Below are 17227 nucleotides of genomic sequence, written 5' to 3' on the forward strand. Positions count from 1 at the left end.
TCGACGAAACAAGGGGTTTGCTTGATGCGCGCGTCTTATCTCTTCACCAGCGAGTCGGTCTCGGAAGGCCATCCGGACAAGGTCTGCGATCGTATCTCGGATGAGATCGTCGATCTGTTCTACCGCGAGGGACCGAAGGCGGGCATCGATCCGTGGCAGATCCGCGCGGCGTGCGAGACGCTCGCGACCACCAACAAGGTGGTGATCGCCGGCGAAACGCGCGGCCCGAGCTCGGTCACCAACGAGCAGATCGAGGGCGTGGTTCGCTCTGCGATCAAGGACATCGGCTACGAGCAGGACGGCTTCCACTGGAAGACCTGCGACATCGAGATACTGCTGCATCCGCAGTCGGCCGATATCGCGCAGGGCGTCGATGCGCTGCAGCCGGGCGAGGTCAAGGAAGAGGGGGCCGGCGACCAGGGCATCATGTTCGGTTACGCCACCAACGAGACGCCCGACCTGATGCCGGCGCCGATCTTCTACGCCCACAAGATCCTGCGGCTGATCTCGGAAGCGCGCCACTCCGGCAAGGAGAAGGTGCTGGGTCCGGACTCCAAGAGCCAGGTCACCGTGCAGTACGAGAACGGCAAGCCGGTCGGCGTCCGCGAGATCGTGGTCTCGCACCAGCATCTGGTCGAGGACCTCACCTCGAAGCAGATCCGCGACATCGTCGAGCCGTATGTGCGCGAGGCGCTGCCGAAGGAGTGGATCAGCAACAAGACGATCTGGCACATCAATCCGACCGGCAAGTTCTTCATCGGCGGTCCCGACGGCGACTCCGGCCTGACCGGTCGCAAGATCATCGTCGACACCTATGGCGGCGCGGCTCCGCATGGCGGCGGCGCGTTCTCCGGTAAGGATCCGACCAAGGTCGACCGTTCGGCTGCCTACGCTGCGCGCTATGTCGCCAAGAACATCGTTGCGGCGGGTCTTGCCGACCGCTGCACGCTGCAGCTCGCCTACGCGATCGGCGTGGCGCGTCCGCTGTCGATCTACATCGACACCCACGGCACCGGTAAAGTGTCGGAGGACGAGCTCGAGAAGGCGGCCGCCAAGGCAATGGATCTGACGCCGCGCGGCATCCGCACCCATCTCGATCTCAACCGCCCGATCTACGCGCGCACCTCGGCCTACGGCCATTTCGGCCGCACGCCGGACAATGAAGGCGGCTTCTCCTGGGAGAAGACCGATCTCGTCGAGCCGCTGAAGCGCGCGCTCTGATTTTCTCACCTCGCCCCGCCTGCGGGGAGAGGTCGCCGCGAAGCGGCGGGTGAGGGGGATTCTCCGCGAGCTCAGCGCGCGGGTAGAGCCCCTCACCATAGCCGATGCTCTGCATCGGCGTTCTTCAAGGACGGCGGCCGAAGGCCGCCTATGCCTCTCCCCGTAAGAACGGGGAGAGGGAGATGATCGTGCAACATCGCGTTCCGCTCGCTTTGTAACTGACACGCTGGATTCACCCACTAGGAAACCGACATGAACGCCCCCACGAAGCCCGGCTTCACCGACTACATCGTCAAGGACATTGCGCTCGCCGATTTCGGCCGCAAGGAAATCTCGCTGGCCGAGACCGAAATGCCCGGCCTGATGGCCACCCGCGAGGAGTTCGGCCCCAAGCAGCCGCTGAAAGGCGCGCGCATCGCGGGCTCGCTGCACATGACGATCCAGACCGCCGTGCTGATCGAGACGCTGGCCGCGCTCGGCGCCGACATCCGCTGGGTCTCCTGCAACATCTACTCGACCCAGGATCACGCTGCCGCCGCGATCGCCGCCGCCGGCATTCCGGTGTTCGCCATCAAGGGCGAGACGCTGACCGAGTATTGGGACTACACCGCCAAGCTGTTCGACTGGCACGGCGGCGGCACGCCCAACATGATCCTCGATGACGGCGGCGACGCCACCATGCTGGTGCATGCCGGCGTGCGCGCCGAGCAGGGCGACACCGCGTTCCTCGACAAGCCGACCTCCGAGGAGGAAGAGATCTTCTACGCGCTCGTGAAGCGCCTCCTGAAGGAGAAGCCGAAGGGCTACTTCGCCGAGATCGCCAAGAACATCAAGGGCGTCTCGGAAGAGACCACCACGGGCGTGCATCGCCTGTACGAGATGGCCAACAAGGGCACGCTGCTGTTCCCGGCGATCAACGTCAACGACAGCGTCACCAAGTCGAAGTTCGACAACCTCTATGGCTGCCGTGAATCGCTGGTCGACGGCATCCGCCGCGGCACCGACGTGATGCTGTCGGGCAAGGTCGCGATGGTTGCGGGCTTCGGCGACGTCGGTAAGGGCTCGGCCGCCTCGCTGCGCCAGGCCGGCTGCCGCGTCATGGTCTCCGAAGTCGATCCGATCTGCGCGCTGCAGGCGGCGATGGAAGGCTATGAGGTCACGACCATGGAAGACGCAGCGCCGCGCGCCGACATCTTCGTCACCGCCACCGGCAACAAGGACATCATCACCATCGAGCACATGCGCGCGATGAAGGATCGCGCCATCGTCTGCAACATCGGCCACTTCGACAACGAGATTCAGATCGCGAGCCTTCGCAATCTGAAGTGGACCAACATCAAGCCGCAGGTCGATGAGATCGAGTTCCCCGACAAGCACCGCATCATCATGCTGTCCGAAGGCCGTCTCGTGAACCTCGGCAATGCGATGGGCCATCCGTCCTTCGTGATGTCGGCCTCGTTCACCAACCAGACGCTGGCGCAGATCGAACTCTGGGCCAACAACAAGGACGGCAAGTACGCCAAGAAGGTCTACGTGCTGCCGAAGACGCTCGACGAGAAGGTCGCCCGCCTGCACCTCGCCAAGATCGGCGTCAAGCTGACCGAGCTGCGCAAGGACCAGGCCGATTACATCGGCGTCAAGCAGGAAGGTCCGTACAAGTCGGATCGCTACCGCTACTGAGCTGCGCTGACTGCAATCGATGAACTGAAGAGCCCCGGCATCGTCCGGGGCTTTTTGCTGCGCTGTTTTGCCGGCGGGCCTCCCCATTCGTCGTCCTGGCGAAAGCCAGGACCCATAACCATCGCAATCGATCGTGAGCGGGACCTCGGCCCCCAGCGTCGCGCAACAACGCGCGGTTGGGGTAATGGGTCCTGGCTTTCGCCAGGACGACGACGAGGATGTTTCGCGATTCAGAACATAAAACACGCGGTGTCATCACCCGCGAAAGCGGGCGATCCAGTATTCCAGAGACGGCTGGGCTTGAGCCGAGAGGCCGCGACGTACTGGATCGCCCGGTCGAGCCGCGCGATGACAGCGTGGAATGGGGCGCGGCTTCGTATCCGTAGGCCTCGGAGCAATAGACAGAACCATGCGTCATTGCGGGGCGTGCGAAGCACGAACCCGGAATCCATTCATCCAAGAGTTATGCGGTCCGACGGATTCCGGGCTCTCGCTTCGCGAGCCCCGGAATGACGACGGAAAGACTCACTCCGATGCCCGCGCCGTCCCGTGCCCCAGCTGCCGCGAGATATCGCCGGCACAATCGCGCAGCGCGGTTGCGATTGCGCTGTCCCAGCCGGCGTCGAATGTGCCTTCCGGGCCCATCGCGGTGATGACGACGGCGACGTGGCCGGCATGATCGAAGACCGGAGCGGCGAACGCGTTGACGCCGGGCAGGGGATCGCCGATCGCGCGCGCGAGACCGCGGCTGCGGACCTCGGCCAGCATCTCGGCGGCCTTTGCGTTGATCGGCTCACGTTTCGGATTGTAGCCGACGCCGAGCCGATCGAGGCCGCTGTCGAGCGCTGCCTTGACGGCGTTCGGCGGCATGAAGGCGGCGAAGGCGCGGCCGGTCGCGGTCTCCAGCAGCGCCACCACGGATCCGACGCGCATCGCGATATGCACGGGATGGCTCGGCTCCTCGAGCCGCACCACGGTGGCGCCATGGGTGCCCCACACCGACAGCGACACCGCATGATTGATGCTGTCGGCGAGCGCGGCGATCCTGGGCGTCGCGATCCGCACCGCGGAGAGCCGGCGCAGGCTGATCAGGCCGAGCTCGAGTGCCAGTGCCCCGATCTCGTAGCGGCCGGTGCTCTCGTCCTGCTCGATCAGGCCGATGCGGGAAAAGCTGACCAGATAGGGATGCGCCTTGGCCGGCGGCATGCCGGCCTCCCGGGCGAGGTCGCGCAGCATCATCGGCTCGCCGCTGCGGGCGAGCGCCCGGAGCAATTCTCCGCCGACCTCGATCGATTGTATGCCGCGGCTTTCTCTCGTCATGTGGCTCCGTTCGTTTTCCTGCGCCCGCACTTAGCACGTAGGATGCATGGCCACAGTCGAGCCGTCGACCCTTCGAGACGGCTGCGTTGCGGCCTCCTCAGGGTGACGGAGTGTTGACCGTCCTCTGCTAGGCCGCGGCACCCGCCAGATGCTTGCCCGCGATGTAGCCGAAGGTCAGCGCGGGGCCGAGCGTGATGCCGGCGCCGGGATAGTTGCCGCCCATGATACTCGCCATGTCGTTGCCGGCGGCATAGAGGCCAGCAATCGGCTGGCCGTCGGCGTCGAGCGCGCGGGCGTTGGCGTCGGTGCGGATGCCGGCATAGGTCCCGAGATCGCCGATCACCATCTTGATCGCGTAGAACGGCCCGCGCTGGATCGGCGCGATGCAGGGATTGGGCCCGTGCAGCGCATCGCCCTGGTAGCGGTTGTAGGCACGCGAGCCCTTGCCGAAGGCGGGATCGCGTCCCTCGGCCGCCAGTTTGTTGAATTCGGCGACGGTGGCCCCGAATGCGCCGGCGTCGATGCCGGCCTGCGCGGCGAGCTCGGACAGCGTCGCGCCGCGCTTGAGATAGCCGGTCTTCAGATGGTGCCCGAGCGGCATCGGGCGCGGCGGCACGCAGCCGAGACCGTATTTGCGCAGCGTCTCGTGATCGCAGACCAGGTAGGCCGCGATCTCCTCGCCGGGCTTCGCCGCTCTGATCATCGCCTGCACGAAGTCGTGGTAGGAATTGCCTTCATTGGCAAACCGCTTGCCGTCACGCAGGACCGCGATCACGCCGGGCTTGGCGCGATCGATGAAGTGCGGCATCACGCCCTTCGAGCCGTCCTTGCGCGTGGTGACCGAGACCGGCACCCACGCCGCCGCGTTCGGCAGCGAGTCCTCGACGCGGCCGCCGGCGGCTTCCGCGAGCCGCAGACCATCGCCGGTGTTGCCGGTCGGGCCCGGCGAATAGTGCTCCTTGCCGGTCGGCGCATGCGGAAACATCTTCTGGCGCCGCGCCACGTCATGGGGAAATCCGCCGCAGGCGAGCACGACGCCGCGCTTTGCATTGACGCGGATGGTGTGGCCCTCGCGCACGACGATCGCGCCGCGCACCACGCCGTTGTCGACGATCAATTCGCGCACCGGTGAATTGAGCCAGAGCGGGATATTGAGATCGAACGCCGATTTTGCCAGCCGGCCGGCCAGCGCATTGCCGTTGGTCAGCGTCATGCCGCGGCCGTTGCGGATCACGTCAGCGGCGTGTTTCGACAGCCGCTTGGCGACATAGGCCGCCGAGGTGATCGACCGCGTCGCGCGCATGAAGTGCACGATCTCCTTGCCGGAGCCGAGCATCATGCCGAACACGGTGAGCTCGGGCAGGGGGCTGCCGAGATCCTTGAGGGCCGGTCCAAGCTCGTGGGCGTCGAACGGCCGCGTCACCATCGAGCGGCCGCCCTGCGCGCCGCCGGGGGCTTCGGCATGGTAGTCCGGGAAGGTCAGCGGCATGTCGAAACGCACTGCGGTCTTCGTCGTGAAGAAGTCGACCGCCTTTGGCCCTTCGGTCAGGAACGCATCGACGCGCGCGGCATCGAAGCTGTTGCCGGCCTCGTGGCGCAGATAGGTCCTGGCCTGATCAGGGCTCTCCTCGATGCCCCACGCCCTGGCCAGCGAGGTGCCCGGAATCCACAGCCAGCCGCCGGAGCGCGCCGTGGTGCCGCCGAACCGCGGCTCCTTCTCGACGACGAGGACCTTCAGGCCGTGATGGCCGGCAGTGACCGCCGCCGACAGCCCGGCGCAGCCGGAGCCGACGACGAGTGCGTCGCAATCATACGTTTCTTCGTTAGCCACGTGATCGATCCTATTTCTTCAGCAGCGGGCACTTGGATTCGGAGACCGGACGAAACGCATCCTCGCCCTTCACCGTCTTGATGATGTCGAGATAGTCCCAAGGCTTCTTGGATTCCGAGGGCTTCTTCACCTTCGCCAGGTACATGTCGCGGATCACGCGGCCGTCCTCGCGCAGTCTGCCGCCGTGCACGAAGGTGTCCTCGATCGGCAGCTCGCGCATCTTGGCCATCACCTTCTGCGGATCGTCGGTGCCGGCAGCCTGGATCCCCTTCAGATAATGCAGCACCGAGCCGTAGACGCCGGTCTGGATCATGGTCGGCATCACGTTGGTGCGGGCGAAGAACTTCTTCGACCAGGCGCGCGTCTTCTCATCCATATTCCAGTACGACGCTGTCGTCATGTAGGTGCCCTGCGCGGCGTTGAGCCCGATGGCATGCACGTCGGTGTCGAACATCAGAAGGCCGACCAGCTTCTGGCCGCCCTGCACGAGGCCGAACTCGCCGGACTGCTTGATCGAATTGTCGGTGTCCTGGCCGGCATTGGCGAATGCCACCACGTCGGCCTTCGAGCTCTGCGCCTGCAGCGCAAAGGAGGAGAAGTCTGCCGTGTTGGTCGGATGCTTGACGCCGCCGAGCACCTTGCCGCCCATCTCGTTGATGAAGCGCGTGGCATCCTTCTCGAGCTGCTGGCCGAACGCATAGTCCGCGGTGATGAAGTACCAGGACTTGCCGCCCTCCGCGATCACCGCCGAAGCCGTCACTTTCGACAGCGCATAGGTATCGTAGGTGAAGTGCACGGTGTTTGGGCTGCACAGCTCATCGGTCAGCGAGCTCGCGCCGGGGCCGGAGAGCAGCGCGATCTTGTTGCGCTCGCGCACCATGTTGTGCACGGCGATCGCGATGCCGGAATTGGGAATGTCGACGACCGCGTCGACCTTGTTGTTGTCGAACCAGCCGCGCACGATCTGCACGCCGACATCGGTCTTCATCTGGTGGTCAGCGGAGACGATCTCGATCGGCTTGCCGAGCACGGTGGGGCCGAATTCCTCGACCGCCATCTTGGCCGCCTCGACCGAACCCGGGCCCGAATTGTCGCGGCCCCAGCTCGACAGGTCGGTCAGCACGCCGATGCGCACGACGTCATCGGAAACCTGGGCGCGAGCAGCCGTCACCGTCGCCGCGAGGATGGCTGTCGCCAAAACGTGTCTCATCGTTCCTCCCTTGGATGTCCGGGCTCTCCGGCGCGCAATCCAAAGAGTTAGATATTATCGAATTAGTTTGTCAATGGCGAAAAGACATGTGTGAATATTGCCACAAGGTTGCGACTTCGAATGCGGCGGTGCTTCACATTTGGTGAGTGTTCGCTTACATGGCTCATCCGGGATGGCACTGCGCGGCTCCAGCTCACGCCAGAGCTTGCGGCAGTACCAAGTCACTATGAACAGGGGAATTTTCGCGGACGGCGACGCGCTTCGCCGCCCGGGGCAGGGCCACCCGTCGCCGGGACCGGCTCTGCAGGGGCGGTGCATCAAGAGGGTCGGCGGACTGCGATCATAGACGGATTATGTTGAGACAGCTCTTCGCGCCGCAGCTCGTTATTCTCTACGCGCTGGTGGCCTCCACACTTTACGTGCACTTCCGCGGCAAGCAGCGGTTGCGCTTCGCGCGCCAACTCGGCGATCACTCGACCTATCTCGCGCCCTACAATGTGCTGATGTATGCGGGCTCGGCCGTGCCCAACACGCCGGTGATCCCGGTCGAGCAGTTTCCCGAGCTGAAGAAGCTCTCCGACAATTGGGAGACCATCCGCGACGAGGCGACCCGGCTGTTCGACGAGGGCTTCATCCGCGCCGCGGCCAAGAACAACGACTGGGGCTTCTATTCGTTCTTCAAGAGCGGCTGGAAGCGGTTCTATCTGAAATGGTACGACGACTTCCTGCCGTCGGCACGCACGCTGTGCCCGCAGACGGTGGAGCTGCTCAATTCGATCCCGAACGTGCACGGCGCGATGTTCGCGATGCTGCCGCCCGGCGGCAAGCTCGGCGCGCACCGCGATCCGTTCGCGGGCTCCTTGCGCTATCACCTCGGCCTGGTGACGCCGAACTCGAACCAGTGCCGCATCCTCGTCGATGGCGTCGAATGCGTCTGGCGCGACGGCGAGGCCTTCATGTTCGACGAGACCTTCATCCACAGCGCCGAGAACAAGACCGACGTCAACCGCATCATCCTGTTCTGCGATGTCGAGCGTCCGATGAAGTACGGCTTCATGACGGCGATCAACCGCTGGGTCAGCCACAACATCGTCAAGGCGTCGGCCACCCAGAACGTCGACGGCGAGCATGTCGGCGCGCTGAACAAGGTGTTCGGCAAGCTCTACGAGGTCCATCTCGCGAGCCGCAAGGTCAAGGAATGGAATCGGAACGTGTACTACACGCTCAAATATTCCGTCACCGCGCTGATCCTCGGCCTGATCGTGGTGTCGGCGCTGCGGTGATGCGCGGGGCGGATTGCGTTCCCTCCGGCCTGCGACCGAGCAATCCCTGCGCTTGATGCAGGAAAGCAAAAGCCCCGGAGCGATCCGGGGCTTTGTCTTTGGGCGCTCGCCCCGGACTTCACGCATCTTTGGCTGGCCATCTCGCCCCGGATGGGTTTTGTCTCCGATCCGTTGCGCGGCGGTGATACAGTTTCACTCGGCGTTTCGTATCGAGGGGATATTGTCATGTTGCAGACCGCTGCAGATTTTGCCACTACCGCGCTGAGCGGCTACGAGCTGTTGGCCGATCCGCAGCTGAACAAGGGTACGGCGTTCTCCGAGGCCGAGCGCGAGGCGTTCGACCTGCACGGCCTGCTGCCGCCCAACATCCTGACGCTGGACGAGCAGGTCTCGCGCCGCCTCGAGGCATTGCGCGGCTACGAGACCGACATCGAGCGCTATGCCTTTCTGCGCGAGCTGCAGGACACCAACGAGACTCTGTTCTACGCGCTCCTGGTCAGCAACCTGGAAGAGCTGCTGCCGATCGTCTACACGCCGACCGTCGGTGAGGGCTGCCAAAAATTCAGCCGGCTGTTTCGCAAGCCACGCGGGCTGTTCCTCAGCATTCCGCACCAGCACCGGATCGACCGCATCTTCGCCCATCCGCGCTTCGATCACGTCGAGGCCATCGTGGTGACCGACGGCGAGCGCATCCTTGGTCTCGGCGACCAGGGCGCCGGCGGCATGGGCATCCCGATCGGCAAGCTTGCGCTCTACACCGGCTGCGGCGGCCTTCACCCCGCGACTACGCTGCCGATCATGCTCGATGTCGGCACCGACAATCCCGACTGCCTGGCCGATCCGCTCTATATCGGCTGGCGCAACGAGCGCGTCCGCGGCCAGCAATATGACGATTTCATCGAGGCGTTCGTCTCGGCTGTCGTGAAGCGCTGGCCGCACGTCCTGCTGCAATGGGAAGATTTCGCCAAGAACAATGCGACGCGGATGCTCGAGCGCTATCGCGACCGGCTCCTGACCTTCAACGACGACATCCAGGGCACCGCGGCGGTGGCGACCGGCGCCTTGCTGTCTGCGATCAACGTCACCGGCGTGCCGCTGACCGAGCAGCGCGTCGCCGTGCTCGGCGCAGGCTCCGCCGGCTGCGGCATTGCCAGCCTGATCCGCGCCGCGATGGTCGATGCCGGCCTCTCGGAGAGCGATGCGGCGAAGCGCTTCTTCATGGTCGACCGCGACGGGCTGTTGCTCGAGGGCATGAGCGGGCTCGCGCCGTTCCAGCTGCCTTTCGTGCAGAACAAGCAGGCGATTGCCGGCTGGCAGCTCAGCCATCCCGACAAGATCGCGCTGCTCGACGTCGTGCGCAACGCCAAGCCGACGGTCCTGATCGGCGTCTCCGGCCAGGCCGGCGCATTCTCCGAGCCGATCGTCCGCGCGATGGCCGAGTGCAACAAGCGGCCGGTGATCTTCCCGCTGTCGAACCCGACCTCGCGCGAGGAGGCGACGCCGGCCGACATCGAGGCATGGACCGAGGGGCGGGCGCTGATCGGCGTCGGCAGCCCGTTCCCGCCGATCACCCGCGATGGCGCGCGCTTCAAGGTCGACCAGACCAACAATTCCTACATCTTCCCTGGCGTCGGTGTCGGCGCGCTTGCGGTCGGCGCCAGCCGGATCAGCGACGGGATGTTCATGGCCGCCGCCAAGGCACTGGCCAGCGTCTCGCCGGCCCGCAACAATCCGAAGCACAATCTGCTGCCGCCGGTCAGCGCGCTGCGCGAGGTGTCGCAGACGGTTGCGCTGGCGGTGGCGTTGCAGGCGCACAAGGAAGGGCTCGCCAAGGATGTTCCGATCGACGAGGTCGAGGCGCGCATCCAGGCCAAGGTCTGGACCCCGCGCTACGTGCCGTATCGGCGCACGGGCGGGAACGCGACCTGATCGCGGATGCCGCGACGTCGTCAGCCTAGCAGCCGCGGCAAATGCCCCTGATCCTGCGGTCAACCATCGCGTCTTCCTGATCGATGATCTGCTGCGACGTGGCCGTCGTTGCCGGGACGTCGGCGGCGTGCGGCTGGCGATGGCCGACCGGCGCCGACCATGGCCGCGTCGCGGTTTCGTTTGCTGCGTAGACGCTGGGCTCCTGGATTGTCGGCTGCGCGAAACAGGATGTTGCCGTTGCCGCCGACAGGATAGCAGCCAAGCCAAGCTGTCTGCCAAATCGTCGAAGCTCGAACATGAGACTCTCCGTGCCGTCGCCGCCGCGTTTGCGTGCGGCCCTGATGAATGGAATGCCTCGCACGTTTCGATATTCCCCGATCCGCCCGATGTGATGCGGCGCTCGCGGTTCGGTGATCGCGCGTGATGAAATAATCCTGGGGCGCTGACGCTCCTTGGTCACAGGAGCCGAGCTTGGTCGGCTTCACCCATGCGGAGAAATCCTATGACCAAATTGACCTTCGCGGCACTTGCGCTGGTTGCGGCAGCTGCGTATTCGGCTCAGGCGTCGGCGGCCGCCCACAATGCTGCGGCGCGGCGCGCTCATGCCGCGACGCCGGCGACGACGCCGGTCAGCAACAAGACCACCGACTGCGTGCGCGCGCCGAACGTCGGATCGTTCGCAACCGCGCCCTTCACCGAACCGCCCTGCATGCCCGGTACGATGCGTTGACCACACGCAACGAAAAGCCCCGGACGTCAGGTCCGGGGCTTCTGGCTTGGCCTCATTCTCAGAGGCTGGTTATTCCGGCTTGCCGATCGTCACGGCGAGCGTGCCGACGCCGTCGACGCCGCATTCGAGCTTGTCGCCGACCTGCAGCTGCGAGACCCCGGCGGGCGTACCGGTCATGATGATGTCGCCGGCGGCGAGCTTCACCTGCTGCGAGAGCTGCCAGATGATCTCCGGCACGTTCCAGATCAGTTCGGTGAGGTCGCCCTTCTGGGCTTCCTTGCCGTTGACGGTGAGCCAGATCTTGCCCGCGGTCGGATGTCCGATCTTGGAAGCCGGCTGGATCGCGGAGCAGGGCGCCGAATAGTCGAACGACTTGCCGACCTCCCAGGGCCGCTCCTTCTTGCGCGAGGCGATCTGCAGGTCGCGGCGGGTCAGGTCGATGCCGACGGCATAGCCGTAGACATGCTCGAGCGCCTTGTCGGCGGGAATGTTCAGCCCGCCGCTCTTCATCGCCACCACCAGCTCGACCTCATGATGCAGGTCCTTGGTCAGCGGCGGGTAGGGGATCGTCGCGCCGTCAGGCACCAGCATGTCGGCATGCTTGCCGAAGAAGAACGGCGGCGCACGCTCGTCATTGCCCATCTCCCTGATATGCTCGAGATAGTTGCGGCCGACGCACCAGATGCGGCGAACCGGATAGACGCCGGTCTCGCCGACGACGGGAAGCGAGGGCTGCGGGGGAAGCGGGATGACGGTGGAGGCGGCGTTCATGTGGGTCTCGCTGCTCTTGAGGTGAAGTTCGACTGGTCTAGCCGGTGGCGCTGATCGGCGCCAGTGCCAGCGGCGACGGGTCGTGGTGGTGCTGCAAGCGGAAGAACGAGGCGTAGCGGCCGCCACGGCGCAGCAGTTCCTCGTGACGCCCGCGCTCGACGATCTCGCCACCCTCGACCACCAGGATCGCATCCGCATGCATGATGGTGTGCAGGCGGTGCGCGATCACGATCGTGGTGCGGCCCTGGCAGAGATGCTCGATCGCCTCCTGCACCTGCTTCTCGGACTCCGAGTCGAGTGCGGCGGTGGCCTCGTCGAGCAGGATGATCGGCGCGTTCTTGATCAGCGCGCGGGCGACCGCGATGCGCTGGCGCTGGCCGCCGGACAGCTGGGCGCCGTGCTCGCCGACCGGCGTGTCGTAACCGAGCGGGAAGCTCATGATGAAGTCATGCGCGCAGGCGGCCGTGGCCGCGTCGATGATCTCGGCCTCGGTGGCGCCGCCCTTGCCGAAAGCGATGTTGGCGCGGATGGTGTCGCGGAACAGATAGACGTCCTGGCCGACATAGGCGGTCTGCTGGCGCAGCGATCTGCGTGAGACCGACAGGATCGACTGTCCGTCGATCAGGATGTCGCCCTCGCGCGTCTCGAAGAAGCGCAGCAGCAAGGCGAGCACCGTCGATTTGCCGCCGCCGGAGGGGCCGACCAGCGCGGTGACCTTGCCGGGCTCGGCTGTGAAGCTCATGCGGTTCAGCACCGGCTCGCCGGGCCGATAGGCGAAGTTGACGTCGCGCAGCTCGATCCGCGCGTCGGAGAGTTTCAGCGCCGGCTTGTCGTCGTCGGCCTGCTCGCTGGCCGGGCTGTCGACCACCTCGAGCAGCATCCGCGCGCCGACCAGCTGGCTGTTGAGGTCGATGTTGAGCCGCGCCAGCCGCTTCGCCGGCTCGGTCGCCATCAGGAAGGCGGTCAGGAACGTGAAGAACTGGCCCGGCGTCGAGCCGAGCGCCACCACGCTGTAGCCGCCATACATCAGGCAGCCGGCGACGGCAAAGCCGCCGAGCATCTCCATCAGCGGGTTGGAGCGGTTGGCGACGCGCGCCATCTTGTTGGCGTTGTTCTCGACGGTCGCGATGTGCTCGTCGATCCGCTGCTGCATGGCGTCTTCCAGCGTGAACGCCTTCACGGTGCGGATCCCCTGCAGCGATTCCTGCATCGTCTCCATGATGTCGGCGGTGCCGGTGAACTGGTTGTAGGCGAGCCCCTTGATCCGCTTCACCAGCTTGCGCAGCATCAGCATCGCCGGCGGCACCGCCACGAGCCCGATGAACGACATCAGCGGATCCTGCCACACCATCACGGCGAGCATGCTGATCAGCATCAGGAAGTCGCGGCCGATCGCATTCACCAGCATGTTGAGCACGTCGGTGATCGACTTGGCGCCGGCGGTGAGCCGCGCCAGGAACTCCGACGAGTGCCGCTGCGAGAAGAAGCCGATGCTCTCGCTCATCAGCTTGGCGAATAATTGCCGCTGATTGCTGGCGAGAATGGCGTTCGAGATCTTGTTCAGGATCACCATGTGGCCGTAGGTCGCCACACCCTTGATGAACAGCAGCACCACCGTGATCCCGGCGAACATGGCGATGCCGGGGATGTTCTTGTCGACATAGGCCTGGTTGATCACCTGGCCGAGGACATAGGTGGCGCCGGCGGTCGAGCCGGCCGCGATCGCCATCAGGCCGAACGCCATCAGATAGCGCCGCCAGTAGGTAATCCCTTGTTCCATGATCAGGCGGCGGATCAGGATCGCCGCGCCATAGGGATCGTCGGTAATTTTCTTTGGAAACTGAGCCATCCGCTTTCCATTGACGGCGGGCAGCGCCGGCCGTCAGGGTTGCGGACCTCCTTGCCCGCTTGGCGGGGCTTTTTCAAGCACAATAACGGCTTGATTTTTAGGCCGATTCTGCCTGCCGGGCGGAGCCGCCGCGTTCCCGGAACAGCTTCTCCTCCCAGGCCAGCGCATGGCTCGCGATGGTCTCGAGATCATCGTAGCGCGGGGTCCAGTCGAGGGCTGAACGGATCCTGGTGGTGTCGGCCACCATGGTCATGATGTCGCCGGGCCGGCGCGCGGCGTAGGCGACCGCGAAATTGCGCATCGAGACCCGGCGCACCGCCTCGATGGTCTCGAGCACGGAATAGCCGCGGCCGTAACCGCAATTCATCGTCACCGATTGCCCGCCGCTGCGCAGATAGGCCAGCGCCGAGCGGTGCGCCTCGACCAGGTCGCTGACATGGATGAAGTCGCGCACGCAGCTGCCGTCCTGGGTCGGATAGTCGGTGCCGAACACGTCGATCTTGGCGCGCTGGCCGGTCGCGGCCTCGACCGCGATCTTGAGCAGGTGGGTGGCGCCGATGGTGGATAGCCCGACGCGGCCCTTCGGGTCGGCACCGGCGACGTTGAAGTAGCGCAGCACGACGTAGCTCATACCATGGGCCGATGCGACATCGTGCAGCATGATCTCGGTCATCAGCTTCGACGAGCCGTAGGGCGACAACGGACGCGTCGGCGCAATTTCCGGCACCGGCACCTGGTCCGGATTGCCGTACACCGCGGCTGTCGAAGAGAAGATGAAGCGGCTAACGCCGCCCCTCACCGCGGCGTTGAGCAGGCTGCGCGTCGTCATGGTGTTGTTGCGGTAGTAACCGAGCGGATCGCGCATTGAGTCCGGCACCACCACCGAGCCGGCGAAATGGATGATGCTGTCGATGCCGTGCTGTGCGATCACGCCCTCGACGAGGTTCTCGTCGCCGGCATCGCCGATGAACAGCGGCACGACTTCGGGCAGGAACGCAGAGAAGCCGGTGGAGAGATTGTCGACCACGACGACGCTCTCGCCGGCATCGACCAGCGCATGGACCATGTGACTTCCGATATAGCCGGCACCGCCGGTCACGAGCACGGTCATGTCTAGAGCTCTCCCGATATCTTTAACGGGCGATGCTAGCGGGAGTGCGGTGAAGAGGGGGTTTCGCCGCGGCCGAACTGGCCACTATGCTTAATGTTGCGTATAGGAACTGGCGCGAAACGGAGACTTGCGTGCCGATCGAGAACACAGCTGCCGGCGAGCTCGAGCTCATCGTGCCCAATCTGCACCGGCGTTATTCCGGTGTCACTGCGACCAACCGCATGGTTGCACCGAAGCTTGCAAAGATGTTTCGCGCAGGCTGGCTCGGCTCGCATCGCCCCGACGGCATCGATGCGATGGGATTTGTCGATCTGATGCGGCTGTGGCGGCGCGCGCGGCCACTGATCTGGCACGCGCGGCGCAACGACGAGATGATTGCGGGGCTCGCGCTGCGCGCGCTCGGCTGGCCGTTGAAACTGCTGTTCACCTCGGCCGCGCAGCGTCATCACACCTGGTTGACGCGCTGGCTGATCCGCAACATGGACGCGATCATCGCGACCAGCCCGCTGTCGGCCTCCTACCTGACGCGCGAGGCCACGGTGGTGATGCACGGCGTCGACACCGACCGTTATGCGCCGCCGGCCGATCGTGCGGCCGCGTTTGCCGAGAGCGGATTGCCGGGCCGCTACGCGATCGGCTGCTTCGGTCGGGTGCGCGCGCAGAAGGGCAGCGACGTGTTCGTCGAGGCGATGTGCCGCCTGCTGCCACGCTATCCTGATTTCACCGCAATCATCGTCGGCGCCGTGGTGCCGGAGCAACTGGCCTTCGCGGGCGAATTGAAGCGCAAGATCGAGGCCGCCGGGCTGCAATCGCGCATCATCATCACCGGCGAATTGCCGATCGAGGATGTCGTGCGCTGGTATCAGCGGCTGACGATCTACGCCTTCACCTCCCGCAACGAGGGCTTTGGCCTGACCTTGATCGAGGCGATGTCGGCCGGCGCGGCGCTGGTGGCGGCGCGCGCGGGCGCGGCCGAGTTCGTGGTTGAGGACGGCGTTACCGGCGTGCTGACGCCGCCCGGGGATGCCGACGCGCTGGCGGCGACGCTCGAGCCTTTGATGCGCGATCCGGCTGCGGCTGCGGCGATGGGCGGGCGGGCGCGCCAACGAGTTGTGGATAAGTTCAGCCTCGATGCGGAAGCCGGCGCGATCGCCAAGGTCTATCGCGCGTTGATCTGAGCCAGCACGCGCTGTGCGATCTCCACGACCTCCTCGGCCGCGATGTCGCGCATGCAGCGGTGGTCGTTCATGGTGCAGACCGTGCGCTGGCACGGCTGGCACGGCAGCTTGCTCCTGGTCTGTCGCACCGTCGCGGCGAGGGGATTGAGGGGCGCCCAGAGGTAGGGATCGGTCGGGCCGAAGATGCCCATGGTCGGGGTGCCGATCGCGGCCGCGATGTGCATCAGCCCGGAATCGTTGGCGATCGCGACACTGGCCGCAGCCATCGCCAGCGCGCCGTTGCGCAGATCGGTGCCGGTGAGATCGCGGATCCGTGGGCCGCCGGCTGCCACAATCTCCTGCGCCAGCGCCTTCTCGCCGGGCCCGCCGACCACCCAGACGTCGAAACCGCGCTCGGCGAACAGCCGCGCGGCTTCCGGATAATAGGTCCAGCGCTTCGAGGCGCCGACCGAGCCGGGGCCCAATGCGATGGCCGGACCGGTACCGAGGCCGTTGGCCTGCCGCCACCGGTTGACCTCGTCGGCCGGAACCCGAAGCTGCGGCACCGGCCATTCCGGGGGACGGGCCGCGCCGTCGGGCAATGCCAGTACGGCGTTCTTGTCGATGAAGCGCGGCTGCTTCTTTTCACCCCACCGCATCGCGTTGATCAGGCCGAACCGCGCTTCGCCGAAGAAGCCGATCCGCTCGGGGATGCCTGCCAGGGCCGGCGCGATGGCCGACTTCCAGGTCCGCGGCAGCACCAGCGCGGTGGCGTAGTTCCGCTTCCGGAACTCGGCCGCCAGCTCCCGCTGCCGGGCCAGCGCCAAACGGCTGCGCGGCAGGTCGAACACGATCGCGGACCGCACCCCCGGCATATAATCGACCAAAGGGGCGCAAAGGCTGGACGTCAGGAGGTCGACCGGCCGATTCGGCCACCGCTTCCGCAACACCCGGACCACGGTCTGGCCGCGCACGAAATCGCCGATCCAAACATAGGGCACGACGAGGATAGGTCTGGTATCCTCGGTGTCCTGAGTTTCGATATCAGATATTGAATCAATATTCATTTCTAAAAGGGCCAAGGCCGGACCGAGCGCGGGCAAGTCGGTAACCGGTTCGCGATAAGAGGTAAAGC

General features: G+C 65.4%; 14 protein-coding genes. 6 read left to right on the forward strand and 8 right to left on the reverse strand.

Features of this window, described 5'->3' with window-relative positions:
- Positions 1–24: 24 nt before the first annotated feature.
- The gene (metK, locus tag ACTUWL_RS27995; protein WP_021080521.1) at positions 25–1221 is read left to right on the forward strand and encodes a methionine adenosyltransferase; all 1197 of its coding nucleotides are present in this window, start codon (positions 25–27) and stop codon (positions 1219–1221) included.
- A gap of 252 nt (positions 1222–1473) precedes the next feature.
- Positions 1474–2901, forward strand: coding sequence for an adenosylhomocysteinase (gene ahcY / locus ACTUWL_RS28000; protein ID WP_021080522.1), 1428 nt, complete (start codon positions 1474–1476; stop codon positions 2899–2901).
- 525 nt (positions 2902–3426) lie between these two features.
- On the opposite strand, the gene ACTUWL_RS28005 is transcribed toward ahcY, so the two are convergent.
- From ACTUWL_RS28005 to ACTUWL_RS28015, 3 genes are all read right to left on the reverse strand, one after another.
- Positions 3427–4221: an IclR family transcriptional regulator gene (locus ACTUWL_RS28005; RefSeq protein WP_021080523.1), complete on the reverse strand. Its 795-nt coding sequence runs from the start codon at positions 4219–4221 to the stop codon at positions 3427–3429.
- Between the two features lie 127 nt (positions 4222–4348).
- Positions 4349–6052 carry an FAD-dependent oxidoreductase gene (locus tag ACTUWL_RS28010; RefSeq protein ID WP_021080524.1) on the reverse strand — a complete coding sequence of 568 codons (1704 nt, stop codon included), beginning with the start codon at positions 6050–6052 and terminating at the stop codon, positions 4349–4351.
- Positions 6053–6062: 10 nt separating this feature from the next.
- Entirely contained in the window at positions 6063–7262 is a 1200-nt protein-coding gene (locus ACTUWL_RS28015) for an ABC transporter substrate-binding protein (protein WP_021080525.1), read from the reverse strand.
- Positions 7263–7615: 353 nt separating this feature from the next.
- Here ACTUWL_RS28015 and ACTUWL_RS28020 point away from each other — a divergent pair, with 353 nt between their 5' ends.
- Entirely contained in the window at positions 7616–8545 is a 930-nt protein-coding gene (locus ACTUWL_RS28020) for an aspartyl/asparaginyl beta-hydroxylase domain-containing protein (RefSeq protein ID WP_021080526.1), read from the forward strand.
- Between the two features lie 225 nt (positions 8546–8770).
- The gene (locus tag ACTUWL_RS28025; RefSeq protein ID WP_021080527.1) at positions 8771–10474 is read left to right on the forward strand and encodes an NAD-dependent malic enzyme; all 1704 of its coding nucleotides are present in this window, start codon (positions 8771–8773) and stop codon (positions 10472–10474) included.
- 25 nt (positions 10475–10499) lie between these two features.
- Here the strand turns inward: ACTUWL_RS28025 and ACTUWL_RS28030 are convergent, their stop codons facing one another.
- Positions 10500–10772 (reverse strand): hypothetical protein, encoded by a 273-nt coding sequence (locus ACTUWL_RS28030; protein ID WP_291737062.1) that lies wholly within the window; start codon positions 10770–10772, stop codon positions 10500–10502.
- Positions 10773–10976: 204 nt separating this feature from the next.
- On the opposite strand from ACTUWL_RS28030, the gene ACTUWL_RS28035 reads away from it, so the two are divergent.
- The gene (locus tag ACTUWL_RS28035; protein WP_021080528.1) at positions 10977–11204 is read left to right on the forward strand and encodes a hypothetical protein; all 228 of its coding nucleotides are present in this window, start codon (positions 10977–10979) and stop codon (positions 11202–11204) included.
- Between the two features lie 69 nt (positions 11205–11273).
- Here ACTUWL_RS28035 and ACTUWL_RS28040 read toward each other — a convergent pair whose 3' ends face one another.
- The 3 genes from ACTUWL_RS28040 to galE form a co-directional block, all read right to left on the reverse strand.
- Positions 11274–11975 (reverse strand): fumarylacetoacetate hydrolase family protein, encoded by a 702-nt coding sequence (locus tag ACTUWL_RS28040; protein WP_021080529.1) that lies wholly within the window; start codon positions 11973–11975, stop codon positions 11274–11276.
- Positions 11976–12012: 37 nt separating this feature from the next.
- A complete protein-coding gene (locus ACTUWL_RS28045) occupies positions 12013–13824 on the reverse strand; it encodes an ABC transporter ATP-binding protein (RefSeq protein WP_021080530.1) in 1812 nt (603 codons plus the stop codon).
- A gap of 97 nt (positions 13825–13921) precedes the next feature.
- Positions 13922–14935 carry a UDP-glucose 4-epimerase GalE gene (gene galE / locus ACTUWL_RS28050; protein ID WP_021080531.1) on the reverse strand — a complete coding sequence of 338 codons (1014 nt, stop codon included), beginning with the start codon at positions 14933–14935 and terminating at the stop codon, positions 13922–13924.
- Between the two features lie 131 nt (positions 14936–15066).
- Here galE and ACTUWL_RS28055 point away from each other — a divergent pair, with 131 nt between their 5' ends.
- Complete coding sequence (locus ACTUWL_RS28055; RefSeq protein WP_021080532.1) at positions 15067–16113, forward strand: glycosyltransferase family 4 protein; 1047 nt, start codon at positions 15067–15069, stop codon at positions 16111–16113.
- On the opposite strand, the gene waaF is transcribed toward ACTUWL_RS28055, so the two are convergent.
- A complete protein-coding gene (gene waaF / locus ACTUWL_RS28060) occupies positions 16095–17159 on the reverse strand; it encodes a lipopolysaccharide heptosyltransferase II (RefSeq protein ID WP_106940357.1) in 1065 nt (354 codons plus the stop codon). The two genes, ACTUWL_RS28055 and waaF, sit on opposite strands and share 19 nt — an antisense overlap.
- Positions 17160–17227: the final 68 nt, after the last annotated feature.

Source organism: Bradyrhizobium sp. WCU1 (assembly GCF_053474805.1).

Bases quoted from the DNA above. Each gene is read 5' to 3' on its own strand.
- metK (WP_021080521.1), top strand. From the start codon at position 25: ATGCGCGCGTCTTATCTCTTCACCAGCGAGTCGGTCTCGGAAGGCCAT.
- ahcY (WP_021080522.1), top strand. From the start codon at position 1,474: ATGAACGCCCCCACGAAGCCCGGCTTCACCGACTACATCGTCAAGGAC.
- ACTUWL_RS28005 (WP_021080523.1), bottom strand. From the start codon at position 4,221: ATGACGAGAGAAAGCCGCGGCATACAATCGATCGAGGTCGGCGGAGAA.
- ACTUWL_RS28015 (WP_021080525.1), bottom strand. From the start codon at position 7,262: ATGAGACACGTTTTGGCGACAGCCATCCTCGCGGCGACGGTGACGGCT.
- ACTUWL_RS28020 (WP_021080526.1), top strand. From the start codon at position 7,616: ATGTTGAGACAGCTCTTCGCGCCGCAGCTCGTTATTCTCTACGCGCTG.
- ACTUWL_RS28025 (WP_021080527.1), top strand. From the start codon at position 8,771: ATGTTGCAGACCGCTGCAGATTTTGCCACTACCGCGCTGAGCGGCTAC.
- ACTUWL_RS28030 (WP_291737062.1), bottom strand. From the start codon at position 10,772: ATGTTCGAGCTTCGACGATTTGGCAGACAGCTTGGCTTGGCTGCTATC.
- ACTUWL_RS28035 (WP_021080528.1), top strand. From the start codon at position 10,977: ATGACCAAATTGACCTTCGCGGCACTTGCGCTGGTTGCGGCAGCTGCG.
- ACTUWL_RS28040 (WP_021080529.1), bottom strand. From the start codon at position 11,975: ATGAACGCCGCCTCCACCGTCATCCCGCTTCCCCCGCAGCCCTCGCTT.
- ACTUWL_RS28045 (WP_021080530.1), bottom strand. From the start codon at position 13,824: ATGGCTCAGTTTCCAAAGAAAATTACCGACGATCCCTATGGCGCGGCG.
- galE (WP_021080531.1), bottom strand. From the start codon at position 14,935: ATGACCGTGCTCGTGACCGGCGGTGCCGGCTATATCGGAAGTCACATG.
- waaF (WP_106940357.1), bottom strand. From the start codon at position 17,159: ATGAATATTGATTCAATATCTGATATCGAAACTCAGGACACCGAGGAT.